This is a genomic window from Mycobacterium sp. NGS66 (assembly GCF_059812225.1).
In genome coordinates this window covers 596,304-620,870 of the sequence record NZ_JCALCG010000001.1, presented here as the reverse complement: position 1 = coordinate 620,870, position 24,567 = coordinate 596,304, and the positions used below count along the sequence as shown (strand labels likewise).

22 protein-coding genes are annotated in these 24,567 nt (G+C 66.8%); 15 read left to right on the top strand and 7 right to left on the bottom strand.

Annotated features, from left to right (window positions below):
• Positions 1 to 48: 48 nt before the first annotated feature.
• The gene (locus tag AC5Y2L_RS03025; protein WP_499934377.1) at positions 49 to 1,878 is read left to right on the top strand and encodes a phosphoenolpyruvate carboxykinase (GTP); all 1,830 of its coding nucleotides are present in this window, start codon (positions 49 to 51) and stop codon (positions 1,876 to 1,878) included.
• Between the two features lie 279 nt (positions 1,879 to 2,157).
• Here the strand turns inward: AC5Y2L_RS03025 and soxR are convergent, their stop codons facing one another.
• Positions 2,158 to 2,622 (bottom strand): redox-sensitive transcriptional activator SoxR, encoded by a 465-nt coding sequence (gene soxR / locus AC5Y2L_RS03020; RefSeq protein WP_499934379.1) that lies wholly within the window; start codon positions 2,620 to 2,622, stop codon positions 2,158 to 2,160.
• A gap of 55 nt (positions 2,623 to 2,677) precedes the next feature.
• Here soxR and AC5Y2L_RS03015 point away from each other — a divergent pair, with 55 nt between their 5' ends.
• The 4 genes from AC5Y2L_RS03015 to AC5Y2L_RS03000 all read left to right on the top strand — a co-directional run bounded on the left by AC5Y2L_RS03015 (position 2,678) and on the right by AC5Y2L_RS03000 (position 7,064).
• Positions 2,678 to 3,391: an SDR family NAD(P)-dependent oxidoreductase gene (locus AC5Y2L_RS03015; RefSeq protein ID WP_499934380.1), complete on the top strand. Its 714-nt coding sequence runs from the start codon at positions 2,678 to 2,680 to the stop codon at positions 3,389 to 3,391.
• Complete coding sequence (locus tag AC5Y2L_RS03010; protein WP_499934381.1) at positions 3,388 to 4,449, top strand: S-adenosylmethionine:tRNA ribosyltransferase-isomerase; 1,062 nt, start codon at positions 3,388 to 3,390, stop codon at positions 4,447 to 4,449. Before AC5Y2L_RS03015 ends, AC5Y2L_RS03010 begins: the two co-directional genes overlap by 4 nt.
• Positions 4,450 to 4,592: 143 nt before the next feature.
• Positions 4,593 to 6,110 carry a fatty-acid--CoA ligase FadD4 gene (gene fadD4 / locus AC5Y2L_RS03005; protein WP_499934382.1) on the top strand — a complete coding sequence of 506 codons (1,518 nt, stop codon included), beginning with the start codon at positions 4,593 to 4,595 and terminating at the stop codon, positions 6,108 to 6,110.
• 3 nt (positions 6,111 to 6,113) lie between these two features.
• Positions 6,114 to 7,064, top strand: coding sequence for an enoyl-CoA hydratase/isomerase family protein (locus tag AC5Y2L_RS03000; RefSeq protein WP_499934384.1), 951 nt, complete (start codon positions 6,114 to 6,116; stop codon positions 7,062 to 7,064).
• A 7-nt stretch (positions 7,065 to 7,071) separates the two neighbouring features.
• Here the strand turns inward: AC5Y2L_RS03000 and AC5Y2L_RS02995 are convergent, their stop codons facing one another.
• The 3 genes from AC5Y2L_RS02995 to AC5Y2L_RS02985 all read right to left on the bottom strand — a co-directional run bounded on the left by AC5Y2L_RS02995 (position 7,072) and on the right by AC5Y2L_RS02985 (position 11,587).
• Entirely contained in the window at positions 7,072 to 8,517 is a 1,446-nt protein-coding gene (locus tag AC5Y2L_RS02995; protein WP_499943540.1) for a hypothetical protein, read from the bottom strand.
• Positions 8,518 to 8,675: 158 nt separating this feature from the next.
• Positions 8,676 to 10,112 carry a DUF7937 domain-containing protein gene (locus AC5Y2L_RS02990; protein WP_499934386.1) on the bottom strand — a complete coding sequence of 479 codons (1,437 nt, stop codon included), beginning with the start codon at positions 10,110 to 10,112 and terminating at the stop codon, positions 8,676 to 8,678.
• A 281-nt stretch (positions 10,113 to 10,393) separates the two neighbouring features.
• Positions 10,394 to 11,587, bottom strand: a complete 1,194-nt coding sequence (locus AC5Y2L_RS02985) for an acyl-CoA dehydrogenase family protein (protein WP_499934388.1) — start codon at positions 11,585 to 11,587, stop codon at positions 10,394 to 10,396.
• Between the two features lie 8 nt (positions 11,588 to 11,595).
• Between AC5Y2L_RS02985 and AC5Y2L_RS02980 the strand changes: the two genes are divergently transcribed.
• From AC5Y2L_RS02980 to AC5Y2L_RS02970, 3 genes are read left to right on the top strand one after another with little or no spacing between them, the layout of a single operon-like run.
• Positions 11,596 to 12,612, top strand: coding sequence for a MaoC family dehydratase (locus AC5Y2L_RS02980; protein ID WP_499934389.1), 1,017 nt, complete (start codon positions 11,596 to 11,598; stop codon positions 12,610 to 12,612).
• A 35-nt stretch (positions 12,613 to 12,647) separates the two neighbouring features.
• The gene (locus AC5Y2L_RS02975; RefSeq protein WP_499934391.1) at positions 12,648 to 13,802 is read left to right on the top strand and encodes a CoA transferase; all 1,155 of its coding nucleotides are present in this window, start codon (positions 12,648 to 12,650) and stop codon (positions 13,800 to 13,802) included.
• Entirely contained in the window at positions 13,796 to 15,100 is a 1,305-nt protein-coding gene (locus AC5Y2L_RS02970) for an amidohydrolase family protein (protein WP_499934392.1), read from the top strand. The genes AC5Y2L_RS02975 and AC5Y2L_RS02970 overlap by 7 nt, the downstream gene beginning before the upstream one ends.
• 4 nt (positions 15,101 to 15,104) lie before the next feature.
• Here AC5Y2L_RS02970 and AC5Y2L_RS02965 read toward each other — a convergent pair whose 3' ends face one another.
• A complete protein-coding gene (locus AC5Y2L_RS02965) occupies positions 15,105 to 16,004 on the bottom strand; it encodes an alpha/beta hydrolase (RefSeq protein ID WP_499934641.1) in 900 nt (299 codons plus the stop codon).
• A gap of 121 nt (positions 16,005 to 16,125) precedes the next feature.
• Here AC5Y2L_RS02965 and AC5Y2L_RS02960 point away from each other — a divergent pair, with 121 nt between their 5' ends.
• The 3 genes from AC5Y2L_RS02960 (at position 16,126) to AC5Y2L_RS02950 (ending at position 19,636) form a co-directional block, all read left to right on the top strand.
• Positions 16,126 to 17,334 carry an alpha/beta hydrolase fold domain-containing protein gene (locus AC5Y2L_RS02960; protein WP_499934393.1) on the top strand — a complete coding sequence of 403 codons (1,209 nt, stop codon included), beginning with the start codon at positions 16,126 to 16,128 and terminating at the stop codon, positions 17,332 to 17,334.
• A gap of 43 nt (positions 17,335 to 17,377) precedes the next feature.
• The gene (locus tag AC5Y2L_RS02955; protein ID WP_499934394.1) at positions 17,378 to 18,787 is read left to right on the top strand and encodes a WS/DGAT/MGAT family O-acyltransferase; all 1,410 of its coding nucleotides are present in this window, start codon (positions 17,378 to 17,380) and stop codon (positions 18,785 to 18,787) included.
• Between the two features lie 69 nt (positions 18,788 to 18,856).
• Entirely contained in the window at positions 18,857 to 19,636 is a 780-nt protein-coding gene (locus tag AC5Y2L_RS02950; RefSeq protein WP_499934395.1) for a crotonase/enoyl-CoA hydratase family protein, read from the top strand.
• 66 nt (positions 19,637 to 19,702) lie between these two features.
• On the opposite strand, the gene AC5Y2L_RS02945 is transcribed toward AC5Y2L_RS02950, so the two are convergent.
• Positions 19,703 to 20,293, bottom strand: a complete 591-nt coding sequence (locus AC5Y2L_RS02945; protein ID WP_499934397.1) for a TetR/AcrR family transcriptional regulator — start codon at positions 20,291 to 20,293, stop codon at positions 19,703 to 19,705.
• 77 nt (positions 20,294 to 20,370) lie between these two features.
• On the opposite strand from AC5Y2L_RS02945, the gene AC5Y2L_RS02940 reads away from it, so the two are divergent.
• The 3 genes from AC5Y2L_RS02940 to AC5Y2L_RS02930 all read left to right on the top strand — a co-directional run bounded on the left by AC5Y2L_RS02940 (position 20,371) and on the right by AC5Y2L_RS02930 (position 22,769).
• Entirely contained in the window at positions 20,371 to 20,913 is a 543-nt protein-coding gene (locus tag AC5Y2L_RS02940; protein ID WP_499934398.1) for a methyltransferase family protein, read from the top strand.
• Between the two features lie 69 nt (positions 20,914 to 20,982).
• Positions 20,983 to 22,476, top strand: coding sequence for a class I adenylate-forming enzyme family protein (locus AC5Y2L_RS02935; RefSeq protein ID WP_499934401.1), 1,494 nt, complete (start codon positions 20,983 to 20,985; stop codon positions 22,474 to 22,476).
• Positions 22,473 to 22,769 (top strand): hypothetical protein, encoded by a 297-nt coding sequence (locus AC5Y2L_RS02930; protein ID WP_499934402.1) that lies wholly within the window; start codon positions 22,473 to 22,475, stop codon positions 22,767 to 22,769. Before AC5Y2L_RS02935 ends, AC5Y2L_RS02930 begins: the two co-directional genes overlap by 4 nt.
• On the opposite strand, the gene AC5Y2L_RS02925 is transcribed toward AC5Y2L_RS02930, so the two are convergent.
• Positions 22,752 to 23,411 (bottom strand): TetR/AcrR family transcriptional regulator, encoded by a 660-nt coding sequence (locus AC5Y2L_RS02925; RefSeq protein WP_499934404.1) that lies wholly within the window; start codon positions 23,409 to 23,411, stop codon positions 22,752 to 22,754. The two genes, AC5Y2L_RS02930 and AC5Y2L_RS02925, sit on opposite strands and share 18 nt — an antisense overlap.
• 367 nt (positions 23,412 to 23,778) lie before the next feature.
• On the opposite strand from AC5Y2L_RS02925, the gene AC5Y2L_RS02920 reads away from it, so the two are divergent.
• Positions 23,779 to 24,564: a crotonase/enoyl-CoA hydratase family protein gene (locus AC5Y2L_RS02920; protein ID WP_499934405.1), complete on the top strand. Its 786-nt coding sequence runs from the start codon at positions 23,779 to 23,781 to the stop codon at positions 24,562 to 24,564.
• Positions 24,565 to 24,567 lie beyond the last annotated feature (3 nt).

Here is a 24,567-nt window from a genome sequence, read left to right as displayed (position 1 = left end):
CAACGACGAAAGTGCCCCGCAGTACACAGAAGAATTCAGGAGAGTTCGATGACCTCAGCGACCATTCCCGGACTGGATACCGCGCCTACTAAACATCAGGGCCTGCTGTCCTGGGTGGAGGAGGTCGCCGAGCTGACCCAGCCCGACCGGGTGGTCTTTGCCGACGGCTCCGACGAGGAGTTCCAGCGGCTCGCCGCGCACCTGGTCGAGGTGGGCACCTTCAAGAAGCTGAACGAGAAGAAGCACCCCAACTCCTACCTCGCGCTGTCCGACCCGTCCGACGTGGCTCGCGTGGAGTCCCGGACGTTCATCTGTTCCGAGCGTGAGATCGACGCCGGCCCGACCAACAACTGGATGGACCCCGCCGAGATGCGGGCCACCATGACCGAGCTGTACCGCGGCTGCATGCGCGGGCGCACCATGTGGGTGGTGCCGTTCTGCATGGGTCCGCTCGGCGCGGACGACCCCAAGCTGGGCGTCGAGATCACCGACTCCGAATACGTCGTCGTCTCCATGCGCACCATGACCCGGATGGGCAAGGCCGCCCTCGACAAGCTCGGCGACGACGGGTTCTTCGTCAAGGCATTGCATTCGGTGGGCGCTCCGCTGGAGCCGGGCCAAAAAGACGTGCCCTGGCCCTGCAATGACACCAAGTACATCACTCACTTCCCGGAGACCCGGGAGATCTGGAGCTACGGCTCCGGCTACGGCGGCAACGCGCTGCTGGGCAAGAAGTGCTACTCGTTGCGCATCGCCTCTGCCATGGCCCGCGACGAGGGCTGGCTCGCCGAGCACATGCTGATCCTCAAACTCATCTCCCCGGAGAACAAGGCGTACTACTTCGCCGCCGCGTTCCCGTCGGCGTGCGGCAAGACCAACCTGGCGATGCTGCAGCCGACCATCCCGGGCTGGCGTGCCGAAACTCTGGGCGACGACATCGCCTGGATGCGGTTCGGCAAGGACGGCCGTCTGTACGCGGTCAACCCGGAGTTCGGCTTCTTCGGGGTGGCGCCGGGCACCAACTGGAAGTCCAACCCCAATGCCATGCGCACCATCGCGGGCGGCAACACGGTGTTCACCAACGTTGCGCTTACCGACGACAACGACGTGTGGTGGGAAGGGCTCGAGGGCGAGCCGGATCACCTGATCGACTGGAAGGGTAACGACTGGGTCATCCGCGAGACGGAAACCAAAGCGGCACATCCGAATTCGCGGTACTGCACGCCGATGTCGCAGTGTCCCATCCTGGCCCCGGAGTGGGACGACCCGCAGGGCGTGCCGATCTCGGGCATCCTGTTCGGCGCCCGCCGCAAGACCACCGTGCCGTTGGTGACGCAGGCCCACGACTGGCAGCACGGTGTGTTCATGGGGGCCACCATGGGCAGCGAACAGACCGCTGCCGCCGAGGGCAAGGTCGGCACCGTGCGCCGCGACCCGATGGCCATGCTGCCGTTCCTGGGCTACCACGTCGGCGACTACTTCCAGCACTGGCTCGACCTGGGCAAGAACCACGACGAATCCAAGCTGCCGAAGGTGTTCTTCGTCAACTGGTTCCGCCGCGGCGACGACGGCAAGTTCCTGTGGCCCGGCTTCGGCGAGAACAGCCGCGTGCTGAAGTGGATCGTCGACCGCATCGAGCACCGGGCCGGCGGGCAGCAGACCCCGATCGGCATTGTGCCTGCCGTCGAGGACCTGGACTTGGAGGGGCTCGACGTGGACCCCGACGATGTTGCCAAGGCGCTGGAGGTCAAGCCCGACGAGTGGCGCAAGGAGCTGCCGCTGATCGAGGAATGGTTCGAGTTCGTCGGCGAGAAACTGCCCACCGGCGTCAAGGACGAGTTCGACGCCCTCAAGCAACGCTTGGCCGAGGCCGAGTAGCGCGAGGCCAAGTAGCGCGAGCAGACGTAAAATTCCCCCAAAACAGGCGTTTTGGGGGAATTTTGCGTCTGCTCGGCGCGCTGACCTTTTGGCTGTGAATCCTCGGCTTTGGCTGTGAATCCTCCGCTTTCGGTGTACGGCCAGGGTGGAAATTTGCGTGGATTCCGGCCCTACTGTCACACCGAAAGCCGTGAGTTCACACCGAAAGCCGTCAGTTCACACCGAAAGCCGTGAGGTCACAACGAAAGCCGTGAGGTCACACCGAACGCGCGACACGGATCACCCCTCCCGTGATCGGCGCAGCGACTTCGGCAGGTACACCGCACCGGGCCCTGCAGCCGCAGCCCAGTCGGCCGGATTGGAGATCGCGCACCGCTGCAGCGACAGGCAGCCGCAGCCGATACACGAGTCCAGGTTGTCGCGAAGCGCCATCAACCCGGCGATCTGCTCGTCCAGGCGGGCACGCCAGCTTTTGGACAATCGAGTCCAATCGGCTCGGGTCGGGTTGCGTCCGTCGGGCAGTTTGGCCAACGCCGCCGCCACTTCGTCCAGGCTCAATCCGACGTTTCGGGCAGCGCGGATGAACGCCAAACGCCGCAACATCTGGCGCTCGAACCGGCGCTGATTGCCGGCCGTGCGAGTCGCACGAATCAGACCCTGGCTCTCGTAGAACCGGATAGCCGACGGCGCGAACCCACTGCGATTCGCTATCTCGCTGACGGTGAACAAGTCCCGCTTGTCCATATCGGTTCCCCTTGGCCCTTGACTTAAAGTTAACTTTAACTACCAGTATGGCGGTATGACGCAATCTACGCCCCCTTCTGTTGCCATCGTCACCGGAGCCGCACGTGGGTTCGGCCGAGCCGTGACCGCCGCCTTGCTCGACCGCGGCTGGACCGTCGTCGGCGACGCCCGCCGCGCCGACGAGCTGGAAAAGACTGTCCGAGAACTGAATTCAGCGCGCCTGATCGCCAAGCCGGGTGACGTCACCGATGCCTCGCACCGGCGCGCACTGGTGGGCGCGGCCACCGCCGCCGGACCGCTTCGGCTGCTGGTGAACAACGCGAGCCGGCTGGGGCCAAGCCCACAACCGCTTTTGGTCGATTATCCAGAAACCGAGCTGCGGGCCGTCTACCAGACCAATCTGTTCGCACCGCTGGCCCTGATCCAGGCGACCCTGCCGGTGCTTGCCGACAACGCCGGGACCATCGTCAACCTGACTTCCGATGCGGCCGTTGAGCCGTACCCGGCGTGGGGCGGTTACGGCTCGTCGAAGGCCGCGCTCGACCAGCTGTCGGCCGTGCTGGCGGCCGAGGCCCCCGCCGTGCGGGTTTACGCATTCGACCCCGGTGACATGCGCACCGAAATGCATCAGGCCGCCTTCCCCGGCGAGGACATCTCCGACCGGGCCGAGCCGGAGTCCGTCGTGCCCGCGTTGCTGCGGCTGCTCGACACCCGACCGGCGTCGGGCCGCTACCGCGCGGCCGACCTGATGGCTGGAGCCGGCCGATGACCGTCGCCGCTCTCGGGACACCGCACACCCAGTTCCAGCGGCCGACGGCATCGGACGCCAGCGAACCACCGGAGGCGCGCGGCGTCGCCCGCGACGCGGTGAAATTGCTGGTCGCGCGGCCGGGACGGGTCAACCACGCCCGCTTCGCCGATCTCGGCGATTACCTCCAACCGGGCGACCTGTTGGTGGTGAACAACTCCGCCACCCTGCCCGCCGCGATCGACGGCGGTCGCAATGGGCAGCCCATCGCCGTGCATTTCTCCACCGCGCGCGCCGAAAAGCTATGGGTGGTCGAGCTGCGCTCGGCCGGCGCGGCGACAGGGCACTTGACCGACATCCGCCCCGGCGAACGCATTGAGATGCCCGGCGGCGGCGCGATCGTCATCCGGTCGTCCTATCCGGAACCCGGGACCGACGGCGCGCGGTTGTGGACGGCGCAGGTGGTGCTCGAAGGCGACGTGGTGAGCTACCTGGCCCGCTACGGGCGACCGATCCGGTATTCGTACGTGCCTCGGCCATGGCCGTTGCGCTACTACCAGACCGTATTCGCGCGGCATCCGGGCAGTGCCGAAATGCCAAGCGCGGCACGGCCGTTCAGCGCCGAACTGGTTGCCGGGCTGGTGGCCGACGGCATCGGGTTCGCGCCGATCACATTGCACGCCGGGGTCTCCTCGGCGGAGGCGGGCGAGCCGCCGGCCCCCGAGCTGTTCCAGGTGCCCGACGCCACCGCCCACCTGGTAAACCTCACACATTCCACCGGTGGACGGGTGATAGCCGTCGGAACCACGGTGACCCGGGCTCTCGAGTCGGCCGCCAATCCGGACGGGGTGGTGAACCAGGCCGTCGGCTGGACGGATCTGGTGCTCGGTGGGGACCGACCGGCCCGGGTGGTCGACGGACTCATCACTGGATGGCACGATGCCGGCGCCTCGCATCTGCTGCTGCTGGAGGCCGTCGCCGGCCCGGGCCTGGTCGCCACGGCGTATCGGGAGGCTGTCGAAAACGGCTATCTGTGGCATGAATTCGGCGACAGCGCTCTGCTGCTGCCGGACAAGTAGCGCGAACAGACGTAAAATCCCCTGAATCAGGCCTGATTCAGGGGATTTTACGTCTGCTCGGCAGGGTCACCCCGGTTCGCATTCCGGCGGCATGAAACCGACGCCTCGACGCCCGTCGCGTCTACGCATCGTAAAGTTCAGCCATGCAAATCCGTGAGCATGTCGGCAGCGGAAAACCGGCGGTCATCTTGCACCCGTCCGGCACGGTCATCACGTTCGACGAGCTGGAGGCTCGCGCGAATCGGCTGGCGCATTACTTCCGTCGCGCGGGCCTGCGCGAAGGCGACGCGGTGGCGATCCTGATGGAGAACAACGAGCACATCCACGCCGTGATGTGGGCCGCTCGCCGCAGCGGCCTGTACTACGTGCCGATCAACACGCACCTGACCGCGGCGGAGGCCGCCTACATCATCGACAACAGCGGCGCCAAGGCGATTATCGGGTCAGCCGTCTTGCGTGAGACCTGCCAGCAACTGCAGGAACACCTGCCAGGCGGACTGCCCGATCTGTTGCTCCTCGCCGACGCTGACTCGGACGGCTGGGAGCGCTACCCGGATTGCGTTGCGGACCAACCGGATACGCCGATCGGCGACGAGATCGAGGGTGACCTGCTGCAGTATTCCTCGGGCACCACCGGCCGGCCCAAGGGCATCAAGCGCGAACTGCCGCACCTGCCGCCCAGCGAGGTGCCCGGCATGATGTCGGCTTTGGTCGGGTTCTGGATGACACCCGAGTCGATCTATCTGAGCCCGGCGCCGCTTTATCACACCGCGCCGTCGGTATGGTCGATGAGTGCGCAGGCCGGCGGCATCACGACGGTCGTCCTGGAGAAATTCGACCCTGAGGGTTGCCTGGACGCTATCCAGCGCTACCGGGTGACCCACGGGCAGTTCGTGCCGGCGATGTTCACCCGGATGCTGAAACTGCCTGAGACAGTGCGTAATTCATACGATCTGTCCAGCTTGCAGCGAGTCATGCACGCGGCCGCGCCGTGTCCGGTGGAGATCAAGAAGCAGATGATGGACTGGTGGGGCCCGATCGTCGACGAGTACTACGCGTCCTCCGAGGCGATCGGGTCGACGTTGATCACCGCCGAGGACTGGCTGGCGCATCCCGGGTCGGTCGGCAAGCCGATGCTTTGCGAGATACACATTCTCGACGAGCACGGCAACGAATTGCCGCCGGGACAGCCCGGCGAGATTTACTTCGGCGGCGGATATGCGTTCGAATACCTCAACGACACGGCGAAGACCGCGGCGTCGCGGGACAAGCACGGCTGGGTGACGGTCGGTGACGTCGGCTATCTCGACGACGAGGGCTACCTGTACCTGACCGACCGGCGGCACCACATGATCATCTCCGGCGGGGTGAACATTTACCCGCAGGAAACCGAGAATCTTCTCGTCACCCATCCAAAGGTGTTGGATGCGGCGGTGTTCGGCGTTCCCGACGACGAGATGGGCCAACGGGTCATGGCCGCGGTGCAAACGGTGGATCCGGCCGACGCCACCGACGAGTTCGCCGACGAGCTGCTTGCCTGGCTGCGGGATCGGTTGTCGCACTTCAAGTGTCCACGGTCGATCGCGTTCGAGGCGCAACTGCCGCGCACCGACACCGGGAAGCTCTACAAGAACGAGCTGATTAAAAAGTATTCGGCCTGACCGATGCTGCGGCTGGTCGACCTGTCGAGTCCGCCGGATCCCGGCTCCGAGGTCCGCGCGGATTCTCCGCCGGGCGTCTTCGTCGCCTTCGGCTCGGCCGCCGATTTCGCCAACGCCGAAACATGGCTGGAAATAGCGTCTTTCACGCTGACGGAGGATCCCTGCCGAGATCGCCGAGTGGTCACCGTCGACTCGGTTCCCAAAGTGCTGGGCGAGCTGACGCAGCGCTGTGAGCGCTGGCCGCATGCCAGCAGCGTGTGCGACGACGTATTGCGTACCGTGGACCCGAACGGCGCGACGCTGGCCGGGGTGATAACCGAGTCGCTGGCTTACTCGACGCTGCAAGCCGGGCCGGAATTCGCGCGCTGGCTCGACGAACGCGGTCCGGCCCGCATGCCCGACATTGCCGAGCCCGTTCAGGCTGAGCGCGACGGCGATTCGCTGCGGATCAGGTTCAACCGGCCGCAGCGCCACAACGCGTTTTCCACCGACGCCCGTGCCGCACTGCTGGAGGCGCTCACCGTCGCGCAGCTGGACCCGTCAGTTAGCGAAATCGTCTTGAGCGGCAACGGGCCGTCGTTTTGCAGCGGCGGCGACCTCGCGGAATTCGGCACCTTCGCCGACCCGGCGAGCGCACACCTGGCGCGCACCCGCCACAGCCCCGCGCTCGCGCTGGACGCCCTCACTGCCCGGCTGGGCCGGGCTTGCCGCGCCGAGGTGCACGGCCGGGTGCTGGGCAGCGGGTTGGAAATGTCCGCTTTCTGCGGATGGGTTGAGGCACAGGATGATTCGGTATTCGGCCTGCCCGAGCTGGGCCTCGGTCTGATTCCCGGAGCCGGCGGCACCGTCAGCATCACCCGCCGGATCGGCCGTTGGCGCACGGCGTATTTAGTGTTGTCCGGTCACACCATCGACAAACCGACCGCGCTGGGCTGGGGCCTGATAGATGCTTGACCCGGTGTCAGCGTTCAGGGCGTGATAGGACTGCGATCTCTACATCGCCGGTCTCACCGATAATGATCGCTTTGTAGTCGCCCGCTTCGCCATCGCGGCCTCCGTCGAAACGGTGCTGGGCTTTACCGGACGGCGTGACGAGCGTGACGACCTCACATTCCCTGCTCTTGGTGTGGGTCTTGCAGTACACCGCGAACCCTTTGCCGTCCGGATCAGGGATGTTGACGACTGCGTACCCACCGTCAACGTAGGGGCCTATCGGTTCGACCTTGATCGTGGCGGTGCTATCGACGCGCACCGTACCGACGACCTTCGCGACTTTTGTCAGCTCGGTGGGGTCAGACCGGGTCAGCGCCTTGATGATTGGCAGCTCGGCATCTCCGATCCAGCTGAGCACGTCGGCAACCATCGCGAATACCGTGCGGGTGGCGCTGATCTTCCAGCCGCCGTCGGAGCGGACGGCCACCAGATAGTTCAGACGCTCGACCAGTGGGGTGAACGGGCCGATGGTCGACTTGTCCCCGAGGCAGGCTCGCTGATGGTTGCTCGGGTCGTCTTCCGTCAGGCAGCGGCCATCCCAGTCGATCGCATGCATTTCGCCGTCAGATGTGGCCATCAGGTGCAGATTCTCTGGCCGCACCCGGGCGGCGTTTTGGTCCAGGGAGATTAGGGTGAACCGGCTTTTGGTCACTTCGAGGGAAAAGTTACTGCGGCTCAGTTTGTCCAGTCTGGCGTCGAACAGGTTGCGGTAGGTCTGCAGGAGGCGGCCCTCCACCCCTCCCGTGGCACGAGCGAACTCGGTGATGTTACGGGCATTGAGCGTTTTGGCCAGCGCCGACACGTAGCCTTCGGCCGCTTCGACCGGGGAGGCGAAACCGGGCGAGTCGGTAACCGGTGAAGTTCCCCGGCCGTCTTCTTCGGAGATGTACTGGAAGAGGGTGTAAAGCGGGCTGACATACCAGCTGCCGCCGCGTTGGACCGTCATGACAAACGGCGACTGCTGGCGGCCATCGATCCGCAGGGTCCGGGTATGGCCGTCCGTCGTCACGTCGGCGCCGCGGACGGTGATGGTCGTTTGCTTGGCGGTCAATCCCTTGGTGTCGAAATACTTCTTGAGGGGACCGGATGCCTTCGCTGGAGCGAAAGACGCTGCGATATCGGCATTTTCGATGCTGACTTTTGTCAGCCCACTCTGTTGGGCTTCGGTGTTCAACTTGAGGTTCTTGACGCTCACCTGCACGCCGGCGTCCTTGGTGCCGCCGCGGAGATCGCTCTGCTCGCCGAGCGCGGACGAGATCCGCCTGGCTTGTTTCGCCACGTCAGTGAGCCCGGCGAGCTCGTCGGGCGGCAGCAACAACCCCAGCCGCGTCAGGTCACCGGCTTCGATGGCCGCGATTGCCCGGGTGACCGCCTCTTGCGGCGAGGCCGCCCCGCCGAAAAGCCGCGACAGCACGGTCCGGTGCAGCACGACGCCGCCTACCAGGAGTAGGCAGACGACGAGAGCTGTTGCGCTCCAGCGCAACAGCGTTGACCCGGTCGGACCCCGGCTGGGGTAATGCGGGCCCGGGAACGGCGCTGGTGCTTGCCAAGTCGCTTGCGGTCCTTGGGGATTCATGGCGTCGGCGGCCTCATCTGTTGGCGGGCGTGCAGCGCGGCGCGGACTTCGGGGTCGGTGGACTGCGCCAGCCAGGCAAGCAGATCGGGTGGCGCGGCCGGATTTCGTGCGATGATCGGCCACAATGCGCCGTGCTGCTGCGCGAGGCTGTACAGGACGTGGGGAGGCGTAGCGGGGTCAGCGGCGATGACGGCCGGATCCGGCGGACCGTTCATTGGTCCCGGAGCCGCCGTCGGGAAGAAGGACCGGATCGGGCTGGGCAGCGTCACAAATGCGGCGGCCGCGGCAGGCAAGGCGAACGCCGCGATCACCTGCGGGCCGGTCACCACTTCCCATCGGTTCGGGCTTGATCCCAGCACCAGGATCGACACCAAGCCGGTGACGCCTTGGACCGTCGACGCCACCAGGACGGGCATCCGGCAGCGTAATGCGTTGAGGGCGATCTGCTGTCGCGCCCAATCCGCCGCGACGGCGCCCAGCCCCGCGCAGATCAGGGTGGTGAACACCGCAGCGGTCAGTGCTCCGCTCAGGGTGACGTTGGCGATTATCTGTGCCAACAGCAATAGGTCTGCGACGACCACCAGGCCCAGGACGCCGCGGGCTGCGGCGAGCCACGGCTGTGCGCCGGATAGCTCGCCGGGTCGACGGAGCGAGGGAGAGGTGGCGATCAGCGCGGCGATCATGGTGAGAGAGAACCCGCCGAACGGCAGGTGCAACGACGCGGCAGCACCGAGACTGAATCGCCCGACGGCCGCAAGGACGCTCCACATCAACGCGCCCGCGCCGGCGGCGGCGAGCACCAGCCGCCCGGGCGAGTCACCGTGCGAGGCCCGGCGGGCCACCCTGCAGACCGCAATCACCCAAATCACCAGCAGCACCGCCTGAGTGACCGGCACCAAGACCAAGGCCCGCAATTCCAGCACCCCGGACAGCGACCGGTAGGCGGCGAGCAGCACGCCGAGCAATGCCAGTGCCGCGCACACCGGAAGTGCCGCGGACGTGACAGTCAGAACGGCTCGCCATAGGCGGGTGTTGCCCTGCGATCCGCCGTCGATCAGGTCCGAGCGGCGCGGCAGGGCGGCCAGCACCGACGCGGCCGCCGCGATCCACGCGCCGGGGGCGGGCGCGAATTTCGTGGGGCCCCCGTCGATGGAGCCGATGATCGCGTCGATGACGAAATAGGTTGCGGCGCAAAGCCCTAGCGGTGCAGCCGTGACGAGCTTGGCGATCCGGAGCTTGGCCGGCGTCCAGCTGGGGCCGAACATGCCGGTTCGGCTCAGGTAGGGCAGCACGGTCGCGCACAGCGCCAGCACGCAGCCGACGATGACTTCCGGTCGGCGGTAGGCCCTTTCGGCCATTGTCCAGGGCAGCAGCAGGATGACCGGCCACGCGACGACGGTGACGGCGTCCACCGCGAAGTCACCGCGCGGCACACCCGCGAACGGACTCGAGCGCGGTTTTCGCGGCGGTTGGAAAGGCGGTGGGAACTGCGGTGCCTGGAAAGGCGGCTGGAAAGGCGGTTGGAAAGGCGGCTGGAAGTGCGGGGGAGCGGCCGGGTATTGCGGGCCGTAAGCGGGCCACTCCGTCCCGCCCGGCGCGGTCTGCCACATCCCTGGCTCTGACAATGCGTTTCCTGTGATCTGGGTGCGCCGAAAGGCCGATGTCGACTAGATACTGCCACACCAAGGCGGGCGTCCGGTGCGCTCGGGCGCGGCTAAATCCCGCCCCTGGCGACCAACTGATCGGCGATCACGTTGCGCTGGATCTCGTTGGTGCCTTCACCGACGATCATCAGCGGAGCATCGCGGAAGTACCGTTCGACATCGTATTCGGTCGAATAGCCGTAGCCGCCATGGATTCGGACGGCGTTCAGAGCTATTTCCATCGCGGTCTCCGACGCGAACAGCTTGGCCATCCCGGCCTCCATATCGCAGCGCTCGCCACTGTCGTACCGCTCGGCGGCGTAGCGGGTCAGCTGACGGGCGGCGGTCAGCTTGGTCGCCATTTCGGCCAGATAGTTGCCTACGGCCTGATGCTGCCAAATCGGCCGGCCGAACGCTTCCCGTTGCTGGGCGTACGCCAACGCGTCCTCGAGGGCCGCCGACGCAACGCCCAGCGAGCGCGCGGCGACCTGGATACGGCCGGTCTCGAGGCCCTTCATCATTTGCGAAAAGCCTTGTCCCAGCTGGCCGCCCAAGATCGCCGACTCGGGAATCCGGTAGTCGTCGAACGACAGCTCGCAGGATTCGACACCCTTGTAGCCCAGCTTGGGTAGGTCGCGCGACACCGTCAGCCCGGGCCCGTGCCCCACCAGCGCGATCGAGATGCCCCGATGACGTGGCGTGGCATTCGGATCGGTCTTGCACAGCAGGGCGATCAGCCCGGAATGGCGTGCGTTGCTGATCCACGTCTTGGCACCGTTGATGGTCAAGCCGCCGGAGCCGTCCGGCAGCGCAGTGGTCGTCATGTTCTGCAAGTCCGAGCCGCCGCCCGGCTCGGTCAGCGCCATGGTGGCCCGCAGCTCGCCGGTTGCCATCGGCGGCAGATATGTCCGTCGCTGTTCCTCGGTGCCGAACAGCGTCAGCAGCTTGGCCACCACGGTGTGTCCGCCCATCGCGCCGGCCAGGCTCATCCAGCCGCGGGCCAGCTGTTCGGTGATGCGGACATAACACGGCATCGAAACCGGCGACCCGCCGTATTCCTCGGGAACAGCCAGGCCGTAGATGCCGATCCGCTTCATCTGCTCGATCCACGCCTCGGGGTAGGTGTTGGCGTGCTCGACGTCGCGGACGGTCGGTTTGACGTCGCGATCGATGAATGCCCGGACCGTGGCAATCAGCATCTCTTCTTCGTCGTTCACCTGAGACCGCCTCCCGCGTTGACCCTCGGTTGGACAGCCTGCCAGCATGTGGCGTGGTGAATGCGAACGGGTACGCGGGGGTGCGCGAGGGCGGGCCCTACTTCGACGACCTGTCCGTTGGGCAGGTGTTCGACTGGGCGCCGGCGGCGACCCTGTCGTCGGGCTTGGCCGCCGCCCACCAGGCCATCGTCGGCGACCGGATGCGGCTGGCACTCGATGCGCAACTGTGCGCCGCGGTGACCGGCACGCCTGGTCCGCAGGTACATCCGGGACTGGTGTGCGACGTCGCGATCGGGCAGTCGACGCTGGTGACTCAGCGCGTCAAAGCCAACCTGTTCTACCGCGGGCTCAGGTTTCACCGATTCCCCGTCATCGGTGACACCATCTACACCCGAACGGAAGTCGTTGGGCTGCGGGCGAACTCGGCCAAACCGGGGCGGGCGCCGACGGGCCTGGCGGCGCTGCGGATGATCACGATCGACCAGGCCGACCGGTTGGTGCTCGACTTCTACCGGTGCGCGATGCTGCCTGCGGGCCCGCAGTTCGATCCCGCCAATGCGCCGGCCGACGATCTGTCCGCCGTCGGCTCAGACCCATTGGCGCCGGCCTCCGATCCCACCGCGGACTGGGACGGCGAGGTATTCCGAAACCGCGTGCCGGGACCGCATTTTCACACCGGTCTCGCGGGTGCGGTGCTACACAGCACCGCGGACGTGGTCAGCAGCGCGCCCGAGCTGGCCCGCCTTACCTTGAACATTGCTGCCACACACCATGATTCGCGTGTCAACGGCGCTCGGCTGGTCTATGGCGGGCATACCATCGGGCTGGCCCTCGCCCAGGCCAACCGGCTGCTGCCCAATTTGGTGACGGTCCTGGGCTGGCAGTCCTGCGACCACACCGGCCCGGTATACGAGGGCGACACCCTGTACAGCGATCTGCATGTGGAGTCCGCGGAGGCGACGGACCACGGCGGGGTGCTGGGGTTGCGGTCGGTCGTGTACGCGGTCGGCGATTCGGCCGACGGGCCCGACCGGCCCGTGCTGGACTGGCGCTTCAGTGCACTGCAGTTTTAAATGCCCCATGCGGTGGCTACAGCACAATGGTGGCCATGACTGGTGAGCTGGCACGCTGGGCTGACAGCGGGCTGGCCTATCTGACCGGTCTGCCCGACGGGCCACCCGACTTCTCCCGGGCCAACGTGTTGACCCGTGCCGAACGGATCACCCCCGACGCGGCCTGTTTGCTCGCCGGCCGGGCCGGCTTGCTCGGGCTCAGCCGCGGCGGACGCATATCGGCCGGCGGCGCCACCCGGCTGCTGCGGACTCGGGACGGCTGGGGGGCGATCACGCTGTCCCGCCCCGACGACGTCGCCGCCGTACCCGCCCTACTGCAGGTCGACGACATGCCCGCCGACCCCTGGCCGAAGCTGACAGCTTGGGCCGCAACGCGTTTCGTCTCGGAAATGGTGGAGCGAGCACGGCTGCTCGACATTCCGGCTGCCGCATTGGGTGAGACAACCCCCACATCACCGCGGATTCGCCGAATGGGCGACGCGGTCCCCGGGCGCGGGCTGGCGGGTCTGCTGGTGGCCGATCTGTCGTCGATGTGGGCCGGCCCGTTGTGCGGGAAACTGCTGGCCCGCGCAGGAGCCACCGTGGTCAAAGTCGAAAGCCGCCGCCGCCCAGACGGAACCCGCGGCGGAAACCGAGCCTTCTTCGATTGGATCAACGGCGAAAAACTGTCCTACTGCCTGGATTTCGACCGCCAAGCCGACGAGTTGCGGCAGTTGCTCACCGTCGCCGACATCGTGATCGAGGGTTCGCGGCCCGCGGCGCTGGCCCGGCGTCGGCTCGGACCGGAACACATTGCACCGGGGGCGGGACGAATCTGGTTGCAAATCGGCGGATACGACGACCCCGGACGACCCGCCTTCGGCGACGACGCCGCGGTGGCCGGTGGCTTGGTCGGTGCCAGCAGCGACGGGCCGGTGTTCTGCGGGGACGCCATCGCCGACCCGCTGACCGGGCTGGAGGCAACGTTGGCCGTGACCGAATCGCTGGGCCGGGGTGGCGGCGAACTGGTTCAGGTGGCCATGGCGGCGGTGGCCGCCGGCTATGCGAACTTACCGGCGGTGTCGCCCGTCTCGGCGTATCCGGCACCGCCCCCGCAGCCTCCGGTGGTAACCACGTCAGCGCCCGAGCTCGGCGCCGACGACGCTAAGGTTCGCCGACTGATTGCCCAAAGGCGCTGTCTCTCATGCTGATTCAGGGTGCTACGCTGCTGGACGGCAGAACCGTCGACATCCGCGTCGGCGAGCAGATCGAGGAAGTCGGCAGCGGGCTGGTGGCAACGCCCGGGGAGGGTGTGCTGTACGCCGGGGGCGGAGCCGTGCTGCCCGGCCTGCACGACCACCATGTGCACGTGCGATCCGCTGCGTCGGCGTTGGATTCATTCTTGGTCGGGCCGCCCGGGGTCAGCACCAGAGATCAACTGGCGCAACTGTTATCGAACGCCACACCCGGTCCCGACGGATGGATCCGCGCGGTCGGCTATCACGAGTCGGTCGCCGGCGAGTTGGACCGTGCTGCCATCGACGCGGTGGTGCCCCACATTCCGGTGCGCATTCAGCACCGCAGCGGCGCACTGTGGATGCTCAACTCCGCCGCGCTGGGCCGCATCGGCATGGCCGAGCATGCCGACGGCCGCCTGCGCAGTGCCGACCCTGGCTGGTCGGACGCGGTGCAGCGGCGCGAGACAAATCTGGCCGAACTCAGTCGGCGGATCACCGCAACCGGCGTCACCGGCGTCACCGACGCAACGCCCGACGTCAGCGCCGACGACATGGTGTCGCTGATGGTCGCGCACCGCCGCGGTGAATTCCGGCCACGGCTGCATTTCTTGTCACCGGGCAAGATAATCCTGCAGGACGACCGGCTGGACCTGGACTCCCTGACGGCCTGGATCGCCGAGCAGCACGACGGTGGCCGGCCCGTGGCCGTGCACTGCGTGACCGCGGCTCAACTGGTGGTGACCATCGCGGCCCTGCGCGAGGCCGGCAGCCATCCACTCGATCGCATCGAGCACGCATCGGTTGTGCCAGACGACAATCTGAGCGACCTCGCCGATCTGCAGGTCACCGTCGTCACCCAGCCGAACTTCGTCGCCGAGCGCGGCGATCATTATCTCGCGGACGTCCCCGCCGCCGAGCACGGTCAGCTGTGGCGGGTGGCATCGTTGCTGAACGCGTCGGTGCCGGTGGCGCTTTCTACCGACATGCCGTTCGGGCACGGCGACCCGTGGACTGCGATGCGCGCCGCGGTATATCGCACTACGCTGTCCGGCGCCGTCCTCGGTGCGAACGAATGTGTCTCGGCGCGAACGGCTTTGGAAATGTTTTTGGGACGTTCCGATCAGCCGGGCCGGGTCAGGACGGTGGCGGTCGGGCAGCCGGGGGACCTGTGTGTGCTGAACGAGCCACCGGCGACGGTACTGGCCGAGCTGGACGCCGGCATGGTGGCCGCCACCGTCATCGGCGGTCAACTCGTGTATTTCGCCATGTGACCGCTCACACCGACAGCGCGAGCCCGGACCGCAGGGCATCGCATTGACTCGCGAAGAACCGTTGTGACACCGGCGCTTTCGGCGCAACCAGGTCGAAGCCGTGGAAGACACCCGGCACCACTTCGACCTGGCACGGTACGCCCGCATTCTGCAAGCGTTCTGCGTACGCAAGATCTTCGTCATGGAACAGGTCGTTGTCGCCCACGCCGATCCAGGCGGGCGGCAGGCCACTCAGGTCGGCGCGCCTGGCCGGAACAGCGACCACCGGATCGGCGGCACCCAGATACGCCGTCCAGCCGAACCGGTTGGCGCGCGCATTCCACAGCCGGTAGTTCGGCTTGTCGGCGGCCTCGCAACTGCGGTCGTCGAGCATGGGATACACCAGCAGCTGGAATGCCGGGGACACTTCGCCGCGGTCGTGGGCCAGCAGCGCCAAGGCCGCCGCCAGGCCACCGCCCGCGCTGGCGCCGCCGATCGCCACCCGGCCCGGGTCAACCGCAGGCAAGGTGGCCAGCCAGGTCAACGCCGCGTAGCAGTCCTCAAGGGGCGTCGGATACGGGTGTTCCGGTGCGAGTCGGTAGTCGACCGATGCGACGGTGATGCCCAGCCTTTTGCTGAAGCCGCGGCAGACCCGGTCGTCCTGCCGTGCGGTGCCCATCACGAATCCGCCGCCGTGAATCCACAGCAGGGCGGGCGTCGGTCCGTCCCCGCCGACCGGCCGGAACAGCCGGACGCCGGTCCCGGATTCCAGCGTGAGCACCTCGACGTCGTCGGACGGGCCGCGACCCCTTATCACCGCACTCAACCTGCGGACCAGCGGCAAGGTCCGCGGACCGACCAGTTGGCGTGGGGCGATGCGCGCGATGCGGCGCAGATCGGGGTGAACATCGGCGGTCGGAGCGATCGGCACCAATTCAGTATGCGTGCGGCGCCTCGGGGATCGGCGCGAGGCCAAATTTTCGCCGACGCAGATTTGGTGCCGCAAACGTGGTTGTCCCCATTCGGGTGGGGGTACGCTGCCAACCATGACGGCGAGGGGACCGCGCATGACGCCCTGTATGAGATGGTTGCTACGGGCCCGGCCCACCGACTATATGCTGGCCCTCAGCACTGCAGGGGCTTCGCTACCGATCGTAGGTAAGCGCCTTGAGCCGCTGGGCACAGTCACCGCCGTGAGTGTCTGGGGCGCCCGGCACGCGCCAGAATTCGCTGCCGCCGCGGCCCGCGGCTGGCTGACGCGAGGAGCCGATGTCAAAGAAGTCCGCCGCCGCGAACGCGAGAGCACACACGAGGTTTCCGTCACGGCGTTGCGCGGTGTCGTCTCGTCGGCGGACCTGGACGCCGAGTGGCCCACGGCCGAGCGCACGCCGCCGATTTGGGAGGCGTTGCGGCAGCGGCGGCACCTCTACCGCCGCGCCGTCCACTACGGCGACAGTCCCGCCCAGATGCTCGACGTCTGGCGGCGTAACGATTTGCCCACCGAGCCCGCCCCGGTGCTGATCTTCGTACCGGGTGGTGCCTGGGTGCACGGTAGTCGCACCCTGCAAGGTTCCGCGTTGATATCTCGACTGGCAGAACAAGGTTGGGTGTGCCTGGCGATCGACTACCGCGTCGCGCCGCACCACCGCTGGCCGCGCCACATCGCCGACGTCAAGACCGCCATCGCGTGGGCGCGGGCCAACGTCGACAAGTTCGGCGGGGACCGCAATTTCATTGCGGTGGCAGGCTGTTCGGCCGGCGGGCACCTGTCTGCGCTGGCCGGGCTCACCGGCAACGATCCCGCCTTCCAGGCCGCGCTGCCCGAAGGTGCCGACAGCTCGGTGGACGCGGTGGTGGGCATCTACGGCCGTTACGACTGGGAAGACCGCTCGACCCCCGAAAGGGTCCGGTTCGTCGACTTCCTGGAGCGGGTGGTGGTCAGGCGGTCGATAGACCGTCATCCCGAAGTGTTCCGGGCTGCCTCGCCGATCGCGCGTGTGCATCGAAATGCCCCGCCGTTCTTGGTAATTCACGGCAGCAAGGACACCGTGATCCCGGTGGAGCAGGCCCGTAGTTTCGTCGACCGGTTACGTTCGGTGTCCAACTCATTGGTCAGCTATGTCGAGCTGCCCGGGGCTGGTCATGGCTTCGACTTGCTCGACGGTCCCCGTGCGGGTGCCATGGCGCACGCGACGGCCCTGTTCCTCAATCAGGTGTATCGCAACCGCACGCAGTTCGCGAAACGGGTTATCTGAGCGGCTGCCGATTGTAAGGTTCCCGTATGAGTAGGGGCCTGCGGTGAAACGGCTCAGCGGCTGGGACGCGGTACTGCTGTACAGCGAAACTCCCAACGTGCACATGCACACCATCAAGGTCGCCGTGATCGAACTCGACGAGGAGCATCGGGGTTTCGATATCAAGGCGTTCCGTCAGGTCATCGCCGACCGGATGGACAAGCTCGTGCCGTTGGGCTATCAGCTGGTCGACGTCCCGCTGAAGTTTCACCACCCGATGTGGCGGGAGAACTGCGAAGTCGATTTCGAGTACCACATTCGTCCGTGGCAGCTGGCGCCGCCGGGTGGCCGTCGCGAACTGGACGAGGCGATCGGACAGATCGCCAGTACGCCACTGGACCGGGCCTACCCGCTGTGGGAGATGTACTTCGTGGAGGGCCTGGCCAACCACCGGATCGCCGTCGTGGTCAAGATCCACCATGCGCTTGCCGACGGTGTGGCGTCGGCGAACCTGATGGCGCACGGCATGGACCTGATGCCCACCCCGCAGAGCGGCTCGTACACGCCAGATCCGGCGCCCACCAAGGCGGAATTGATGACTTCGGCGTTCGTGGACCATATCCGCCACATCGGGCGAATCCCCGCGACGGTCCGGTACACGGCGCAGGGCATCAACCGGGTGCGACGCAGTTCGCGCAAGTTGTCGCCGGAACTGACGCGGCCGTTCACCCCGCCGTCCACCTTCATGAACCACATGCTTACCCCTGAGCGCCGATTCGCCACCGCCACACTGGCTTTCGCCGATGTCAAGGCGGCCGGCAAGAAGCTCGGCGTGACCATCAACGACATGGTGCTGGCGATGTCGAGCGGGGCGCTGCGCACCCTCCTGTTGCGGTACGACGGCAAGGCCGAGCCGCTGCTGGCGTCGGTCCCGGTGGCCTACGACTTCTCGCCGGAGCGGATCTCCGGAAACCGGTTCAGCGGCATCATGGTGGCGCTGCCGACCGACTGCGACGACCCGCTGGAACGCGTCCGGGCCGCCCACGAGAATGCGGTGTCCGCCAAGGAAAGCCACCAGCTGTTGGGGCCGGAACTGATCAGCCGCTGGGCGGCGTACTGGCCACCGGCGACGACGGAAGCCTTGTTCCGGTGGATGGCGGGCCGCGACGGGCAGAACAAGGTGCTGAACCTGAACATTTCGAATGTTCCCGGTCCTCGCGAACGCGGGAAGGTGGGCGGCGCGCTGGTCACCGAGATCTATTCGGTGGGTCCGTTGACCGCTGGCAGCGGCCTGAACATCACCGTGTGGAGTTACGTCGACCAGCTCAACATCTCCGTGCTCTCCGACGGCGCCACCGTCAAGGACCCGCACGAGGTAACCGAGGCCATGGTCGCCGACTTTGTCGAAATACGCAGGGCCGCTGGGCTTTCCGAGGATCTGACGGTCGTCGAGACCGCGATGGCGCCGGCTTGATCGAGGCTTGAGCCGCCATTACATTGACCGGCCGGTTCGTCAACCGGGCCGACCGTTACCATCTGCACTGTGAGCGACGAAGCGAACACCGAACCCGAGGTCCTGGTCGAGCAGCGGGACCGGATCCTGATCATCACCATCAACCGGCCCAAGGCCAAGAACGCGGTCAACGCGGCGGTCAGCCGAGGGCTGGCCGACGCGATGGACCGCCTCGACGGCGACAATGGCCTTTCGGTGGGAATCCTGACCGGCGCGGGTGGCTCGTTCTGCGCGGGCATGGATCTCAAGGCGTTCGCCCGCGGCGAGAACGTCGTCGTCGAAGGCCGCGGGATGGGCTTCACCGAACGTCCGCCCGCCAAACCGCTGATCGCGGCGGTCGAAGGTTACGCGCTGGCCGGCGGGACCGAGCTGGCGCTGGCCACCGACCTCATCGTGGCGGCCAGGGACTCCGCATTCGGAATTCCCGAGGTCAAGCGGGGGCTGGTGGCCGGTGGCGGCGGGCTGCTGCGGCTGCCGGAGCGCATTCCGTACGCCATCGCGATGGAGTTGGCGCTGACCGGTGACAATCTGTCCGCCGAGCGTGCGCACGAGCTGGGCCTGGTGAACGTCCTGGCCGAGCCCGGGAAGGCGCTGGACGCAGCGATCGCGCTGGCGGAAAAGATCACCGCCAACGGGCCGCTGGCGGTGGCCGCCACCAAGCGGATCATCGTCGAATCCCGCGGCTGGAGCCCGGAGAACAGGTTCGCCGAACAGGTCAAGATCCTGGCCCCGATCTTCATGTCCAACGACGCCAAAGAGGGCGCGATCGCGTTCGCCGAGAAGCGCCCGCCCCGCTGGACGGGGACTTAGCCTGCCGAGCAGACGCAAAATCCCCTATCCTGGGCCGAAATAGGGCGACTTTGCGTCTGCTCGCCACTATCCCGTCAGGTAGCGCTCGACGGTCGGGCCCAGCCAGGCGACCAGATCCTCGATGCTGGTCGACGCGATCGGCTCGATCTTCAGCTGGTAGCGGGCGAACGCCAGCCCGGCCAGGTGACTGGCCACCAACTCCACCCGCAGCTCCGCGTCCTGCACGCCGAACTCGGTGGCGACCCGCTCGGCCATCGGGCCGGCGAGGCTGTCGTGCAACACCTTTCGCGCCTGGGGGTGCATCGCCGCCGAGCGCCATAACGTCAGCAGCGGCTCATATTCGGCCCCGCGGTCCCAGTGTTCGAGGAATCGGCGGACCAGCCGCGCGCCGAGGTCTTCGGTGCCGTCCTCGAGCAGTGCGGCCAGATGCTGCAGGGGATGCTCGGGACCGGTCAGTGCCGACGCGGTGAAAAGCCCTTCCTTGCTGCCGAAGAAGTAGTAGACCATCGCCACGTCCACTTCGGCGTCGGCGGCGATGCCGCGCACGGTGGCCCGGTCGTAGCCGTCGTGCATGAAGCGTTCGCGCGCGGCATCGATGATGCGCTGCCTGCTCTGCTGACCGGTGCGCCACCGGCCGCTGCGCCGCGCCTCCGGCATCCCGGCAGCATACTTCAACGCCCGTTGATCAAACCGCCGACATGGGCGTACATTCATTCTTGAACGGAGGTTGAAGTATGGTTACCAACACGCATGAGCGACGGCTCTGGTGGCGCCACCTGCTCTCGATCCTGGTCGCGCCGATCACGATGACGCTTGTCATACCCGCGCTGATCGTGAGCCCGGCGAACGTGCGGACGCCGGACCTGAATTCGCCCGCGTCCATCGCGCTGGCGACCGTCGGCGTCCTGTTGATCGCCGCGGGACTGGCGCTGATGGTCTGGACGAACGTGCTGTTCCACCGCATTGGCAAAGGCACGCTCGGTGTGGGCCCGGTGCTGGGCGAGCCGGTGCATTTGGTCGTGCGCGGACCGTACCGGCACGTCCGCAACCCGATGATCACCGGGGTGCTCTGCGTCCTGCTGGGGGAGGCGGCGGTCACCGCGTCCGCCGCGCTGCTCGGTTGGTTCGCGATCTTCTTCACGGTGATGGCGGTCGTGATCCGGTTCTGGGAAGAGCCCCATCTGGTGCAGCGCTACGGCGCCGACTACGTCGAGTACCGGCGCAACGTTCCGCGATGGATTCCCCGAATGTCGCCCTGGCGGCAACCGGCGGCGTAACGAGCCCCCGTAGCATGGGTTACACTACGGCCTAGATTTGTAAAGGCCGAAAACCCGGAAAGATCGCGGATGAGCGTTTCGTTGCTGCTCGAGATGGCGGCGTCGAGTCACCCGGATCGCACGGCTGTCGTCGACGGCGACTTGCGGCTGACGACGCAGCAGCTCAGCGACCTCGCCGACGGCGGCGCGGGCGTCATCGCGGCTTCGAAAGCCCGCCACGTCGCCTACGTCGGCACTGGCGGTGCGCTGTTACCGGTGCTGATATTCGCCGCGGCGCGAGCCGGGCTGGCGTTCACCCCGATCAACTACCGGCTATCCGCCGACGGCATCCAAACCCTGATCCGCCGGTTGCCCGAACCGCTGGTGATCGTCGACGATCGCTATCGGGAGATGCTCGGCGACGTGGCGCAGCGGGTGATGGTCTCCGATGACTTCTTGACGGCCGCGCGCAGCGCCGAGCCGGTCGCCGAGTTCGCCGACCCCGACGCCGTGGCCATCGTGCTGTTCACCTCGGGCACCACCTCGCAACCCAAGGCGGTCGAGCTCTCGCACAACAACTTGACCAGCTATGTCACCGGTACGGTCGAATTCGAGTCAGCAGATCCCACGGACGCCGCGCTGATCTGCGTGCCGCCGTACCACATCGCCGGCGTCGGCGCCGCGCTGTCGAATCTGTACGCCGGCCGCAAGATGGTCTATCTGCCCAATTTCGATGCGCAGGAATGGGTTTCGCTGATCAACGCCGAACACGTCACCACCGCGACGGTGGTGCCCACGATGCTGGACCGCATCGTCACCGTGCTGGAGAGCGGGCACCACGAACTGCCCTCGCTGCGCAACCTGGCCTACGGCGGCTCGAAGGTGGGCCTGCCGTTGGTTCGCCGGGCGCTGCAGCTGTTGCCGAATGTCGGCTTTGTCAACGCGTATGGGCTGACCGAGACCAGCTCGACGATCGCCGTGCTGACCCCGGACGACCACCGCGCCGCGTTGTACTCCTCGGATCCGGCCGTCGCCAAGCGACTTGGATCGGTGGGGCAGCCGGTGCCCGGGATCGAGCTGCAGATCCGCGCCGAAGACGGCACCGTGTTGGGGCCGGGGCAGAGCGGCGAGTTGTTCGTGCGCGGTGAGCAGGTGTCCGGCCGCTACACCGGGATCGGCTCGGTTCTCGACGAAAATGGTTGGTTCCCAACGAAAGACATCGCCGTGCTCGATGCGGACGGTTACCTGTTCATCGGCGGGCGCAGCGACGACACCATCATCCGCGGCGGCGAGAACATCGCACCCGCGGAGCTCGAGGAAGTGCTGGTCGAGCACCCGCAGGTGCGCGATGTCGCCGTCGTCGGCGTCGAGGATCCGCAGTGGGGCCAGGCAATCGTCGCGGTGGTGGTGCCGGCCGACGACGTCGAGCCCGACCCCGACGAACTGCGGGAGTACGTCCGCGAGAGTTTACGCGGATCGCGTACCCCGGACCGCGTAGTGTTTCGCCACGAACTGCCAACTACCGCTACCGGCAAGGTACTTCGCCGAGAGATCATCGAAGAGCTAGAAGGATTACACGCATGATCAAGAACGGAACCCGCCTGGCCAGCCAAGTCTGCGACACCCAGGTGATCGTGGTCAGAAGCGCCGACAGCCTTGACGACCTGCGCTGCGGCGGTGTCCCGATGGTGGAGCTTGGTGGCGAGCGGAAGGGTGAACTCGACCCTGCCTTCGCCGACGGCACCATCATGGGCAAGCGCTACGTGGACGAAAACGGGGCCGAGGTGCTGGTGACCAAGCCCGGGGCCGGAAGCCTCAGCGTGGGCCAGACCGCGTTGCAGCTCAAAGAGGTCAAACCGCTACCCGCCAGCGACTGAACTGCTGCCCGCGGTCGCCCTTTGCGGCGGAACTTGCCGCGAGACGAATTCCCTTGCCTTGATTAGGAATTCGAGCTGTTCGGCAACTTGGCGCAACGGGAGCACGCTGCGCGTCGAGCGGCACAGCACTATTGCGCCCTCCATCGCGGAGATCGTCATCACCGCAAGCGAAGCGGCATCCGCGTCACCAAAGCCCTCGGCAACGAACGCGCGGGTCATCGCGGTACACCACCGCCCCAAGATGGCGCCCGCCTCCGCGGACAGCTCCGGTTCGTCGTCGGCGCCGCAGCCGATCGCCGCGGCGACCACCGGGCAACCGGCGTTGAAGTCTCCGTCGATCAGCAGGCGTTCCCAGAACTTGACGTACTCGCGCAGCAGGGCCTTGGCGCCCCGGTCGACGGCCTCGTCGATGGTGGCGGTGATCAGATCACCGGAGTACCGCAGCGCCTCGGCGAGGATCTGGATGCGGCCGTCGGGAAAGTGGTAGTACACCGAGCCGCGCGGCGCGCCGCTGCGGGCGAGCACCTCGTCGATCGTCACGCCGGCCGCACCGCGTTCGCGCATCACCTCGGCGGCGCTGATCAGCATCTTCGTCCGGGTGTCGCATCGCTTTGCCGACGCAGGATCCTTGAGCGGGGTCATGCAGCGTGATTCTGTCGCAGGGCCGGCCAGTGCATATTGCGTGGGTGAAACCAGGTCGGGCGACGGCGCAGGTCCGGCATCTCTCGGGTGAATTGATAGCCGGCCACGTTGAGTTCGAGGATCCACATAATCTTCTCCAGCCGTGGGCTGCTCCCTGGCGGGTGCTGCTCTTATGCGCCGGAGTTTCTCGCCGACCCATAATTATGGTGAATAGCATATGAGACAACCATCTAGTAAGCAAGTCCATTCCCGGTTAACAGTGCGTGTACTGGGAAGAGCCGTTTCGGGGCCTGAGCGGACGTGACGCTGATTCCGACCAAGAGTATGAGGTATTGCATATTAGCTAGGGCTGCGTTTGACTAGCCCGATGAACTTGGACACCGTGACCCTCGAGCGGGACGGGCACGTTCTGCTGATCGGCCTGAACCGGGCCCACAAACGCAATTCGTTCGACCGCGCAATGCTGACCGACCTGGCCCGCGCATACGGGCTGCTGGAATCCGACCCATCGATACGCGCCGGGGTGTTGTTCGCGCACGGTGACCACTTCACCGCAGGGCTGGATCTGGTCGACGTCGCTCCGGCCATCGCCGCCGGCGAGCGGCCGGTCCCGCCAGACGGCCGCGACCCCTGGCGGCTGGACGGGCCGTGGACCACCCCGCTGGTGGCGGTCGCACACGGTTGGTGCATGACCTTGGGCATCGAACTCCTGCTGGCAGCCGACATCCGCATCGCCGCCGCCGACACCCGGTTCACGCAACTCGAAGTGCAACGCGGGATCTATCCGTTCGGCGGCGCGACGATCCGCCTACCTCGCGACGCCGGCTGGGGCAATGCCATGCGCTGGCTGCTCACCGGCGACGAGTTCGACGCCGCCGAGGCGCACCGCATCGGCCTGGTCCAAGAGGTGGCCGACGACGCGGCGGCAGCGCAGGCCCGGGCCCGGGAGATCGCGCAGACCATCGCCGAACGCGCCGCGCCGCTGGGCGTGAGAGCCACGCTTGCATCAGCGCACACAGCACGTGAGCAGGGCGAGGCAGCCGCGATCCAGGGGCTCGTCCCGGCCATAACCGAATTGTTCGCCAGCGCGGACGCCGCAGAGGGCGTGCAGTCGTTCATCGAACGACGCCAGGCCCGCTTCCAAGGCCGCTAGCGA

Coding starts and splice junctions, on each gene's coding strand:
- AC5Y2L_RS03025 (WP_499934377.1), top strand. CDS start 49: ATGACCTCAGCGACCATTCCCGGACTGGATACCGCGCCTACTAAACAT.
- soxR (WP_499934379.1), bottom strand. CDS start 2,622: ATGGACAAGCGGGACTTGTTCACCGTCAGCGAGATAGCGAATCGCAGT.
- AC5Y2L_RS03015 (WP_499934380.1), top strand. CDS start 2,678: ATGACGCAATCTACGCCCCCTTCTGTTGCCATCGTCACCGGAGCCGCA.
- AC5Y2L_RS03010 (WP_499934381.1), top strand. CDS start 3,388: ATGACCGTCGCCGCTCTCGGGACACCGCACACCCAGTTCCAGCGGCCG.
- fadD4 (WP_499934382.1), top strand. CDS start 4,593: ATGCAAATCCGTGAGCATGTCGGCAGCGGAAAACCGGCGGTCATCTTG.
- AC5Y2L_RS03000 (WP_499934384.1), top strand. CDS start 6,114: ATGCTGCGGCTGGTCGACCTGTCGAGTCCGCCGGATCCCGGCTCCGAG.
- AC5Y2L_RS02985 (WP_499934388.1), bottom strand. CDS start 11,587: ATGCTGGCAGGCTGTCCAACCGAGGGTCAACGCGGGAGGCGGTCTCAG.
- AC5Y2L_RS02975 (WP_499934391.1), top strand. CDS start 12,648: ATGACTGGTGAGCTGGCACGCTGGGCTGACAGCGGGCTGGCCTATCTG.
- AC5Y2L_RS02970 (WP_499934392.1), top strand. CDS start 13,796: ATGCTGATTCAGGGTGCTACGCTGCTGGACGGCAGAACCGTCGACATC.
- AC5Y2L_RS02960 (WP_499934393.1), top strand. CDS start 16,126: ATGACGGCGAGGGGACCGCGCATGACGCCCTGTATGAGATGGTTGCTA.
- AC5Y2L_RS02945 (WP_499934397.1), bottom strand. CDS start 20,293: ATGCCGGAGGCGCGGCGCAGCGGCCGGTGGCGCACCGGTCAGCAGAGC.
- AC5Y2L_RS02940 (WP_499934398.1), top strand. CDS start 20,371: ATGGTTACCAACACGCATGAGCGACGGCTCTGGTGGCGCCACCTGCTC.
- AC5Y2L_RS02935 (WP_499934401.1), top strand. CDS start 20,983: ATGAGCGTTTCGTTGCTGCTCGAGATGGCGGCGTCGAGTCACCCGGAT.
- AC5Y2L_RS02930 (WP_499934402.1), top strand. CDS start 22,473: ATGATCAAGAACGGAACCCGCCTGGCCAGCCAAGTCTGCGACACCCAG.
- AC5Y2L_RS02925 (WP_499934404.1), bottom strand. CDS start 23,411: ATGACCCCGCTCAAGGATCCTGCGTCGGCAAAGCGATGCGACACCCGG.
- AC5Y2L_RS02920 (WP_499934405.1), top strand. CDS start 23,779: ATGAACTTGGACACCGTGACCCTCGAGCGGGACGGGCACGTTCTGCTG.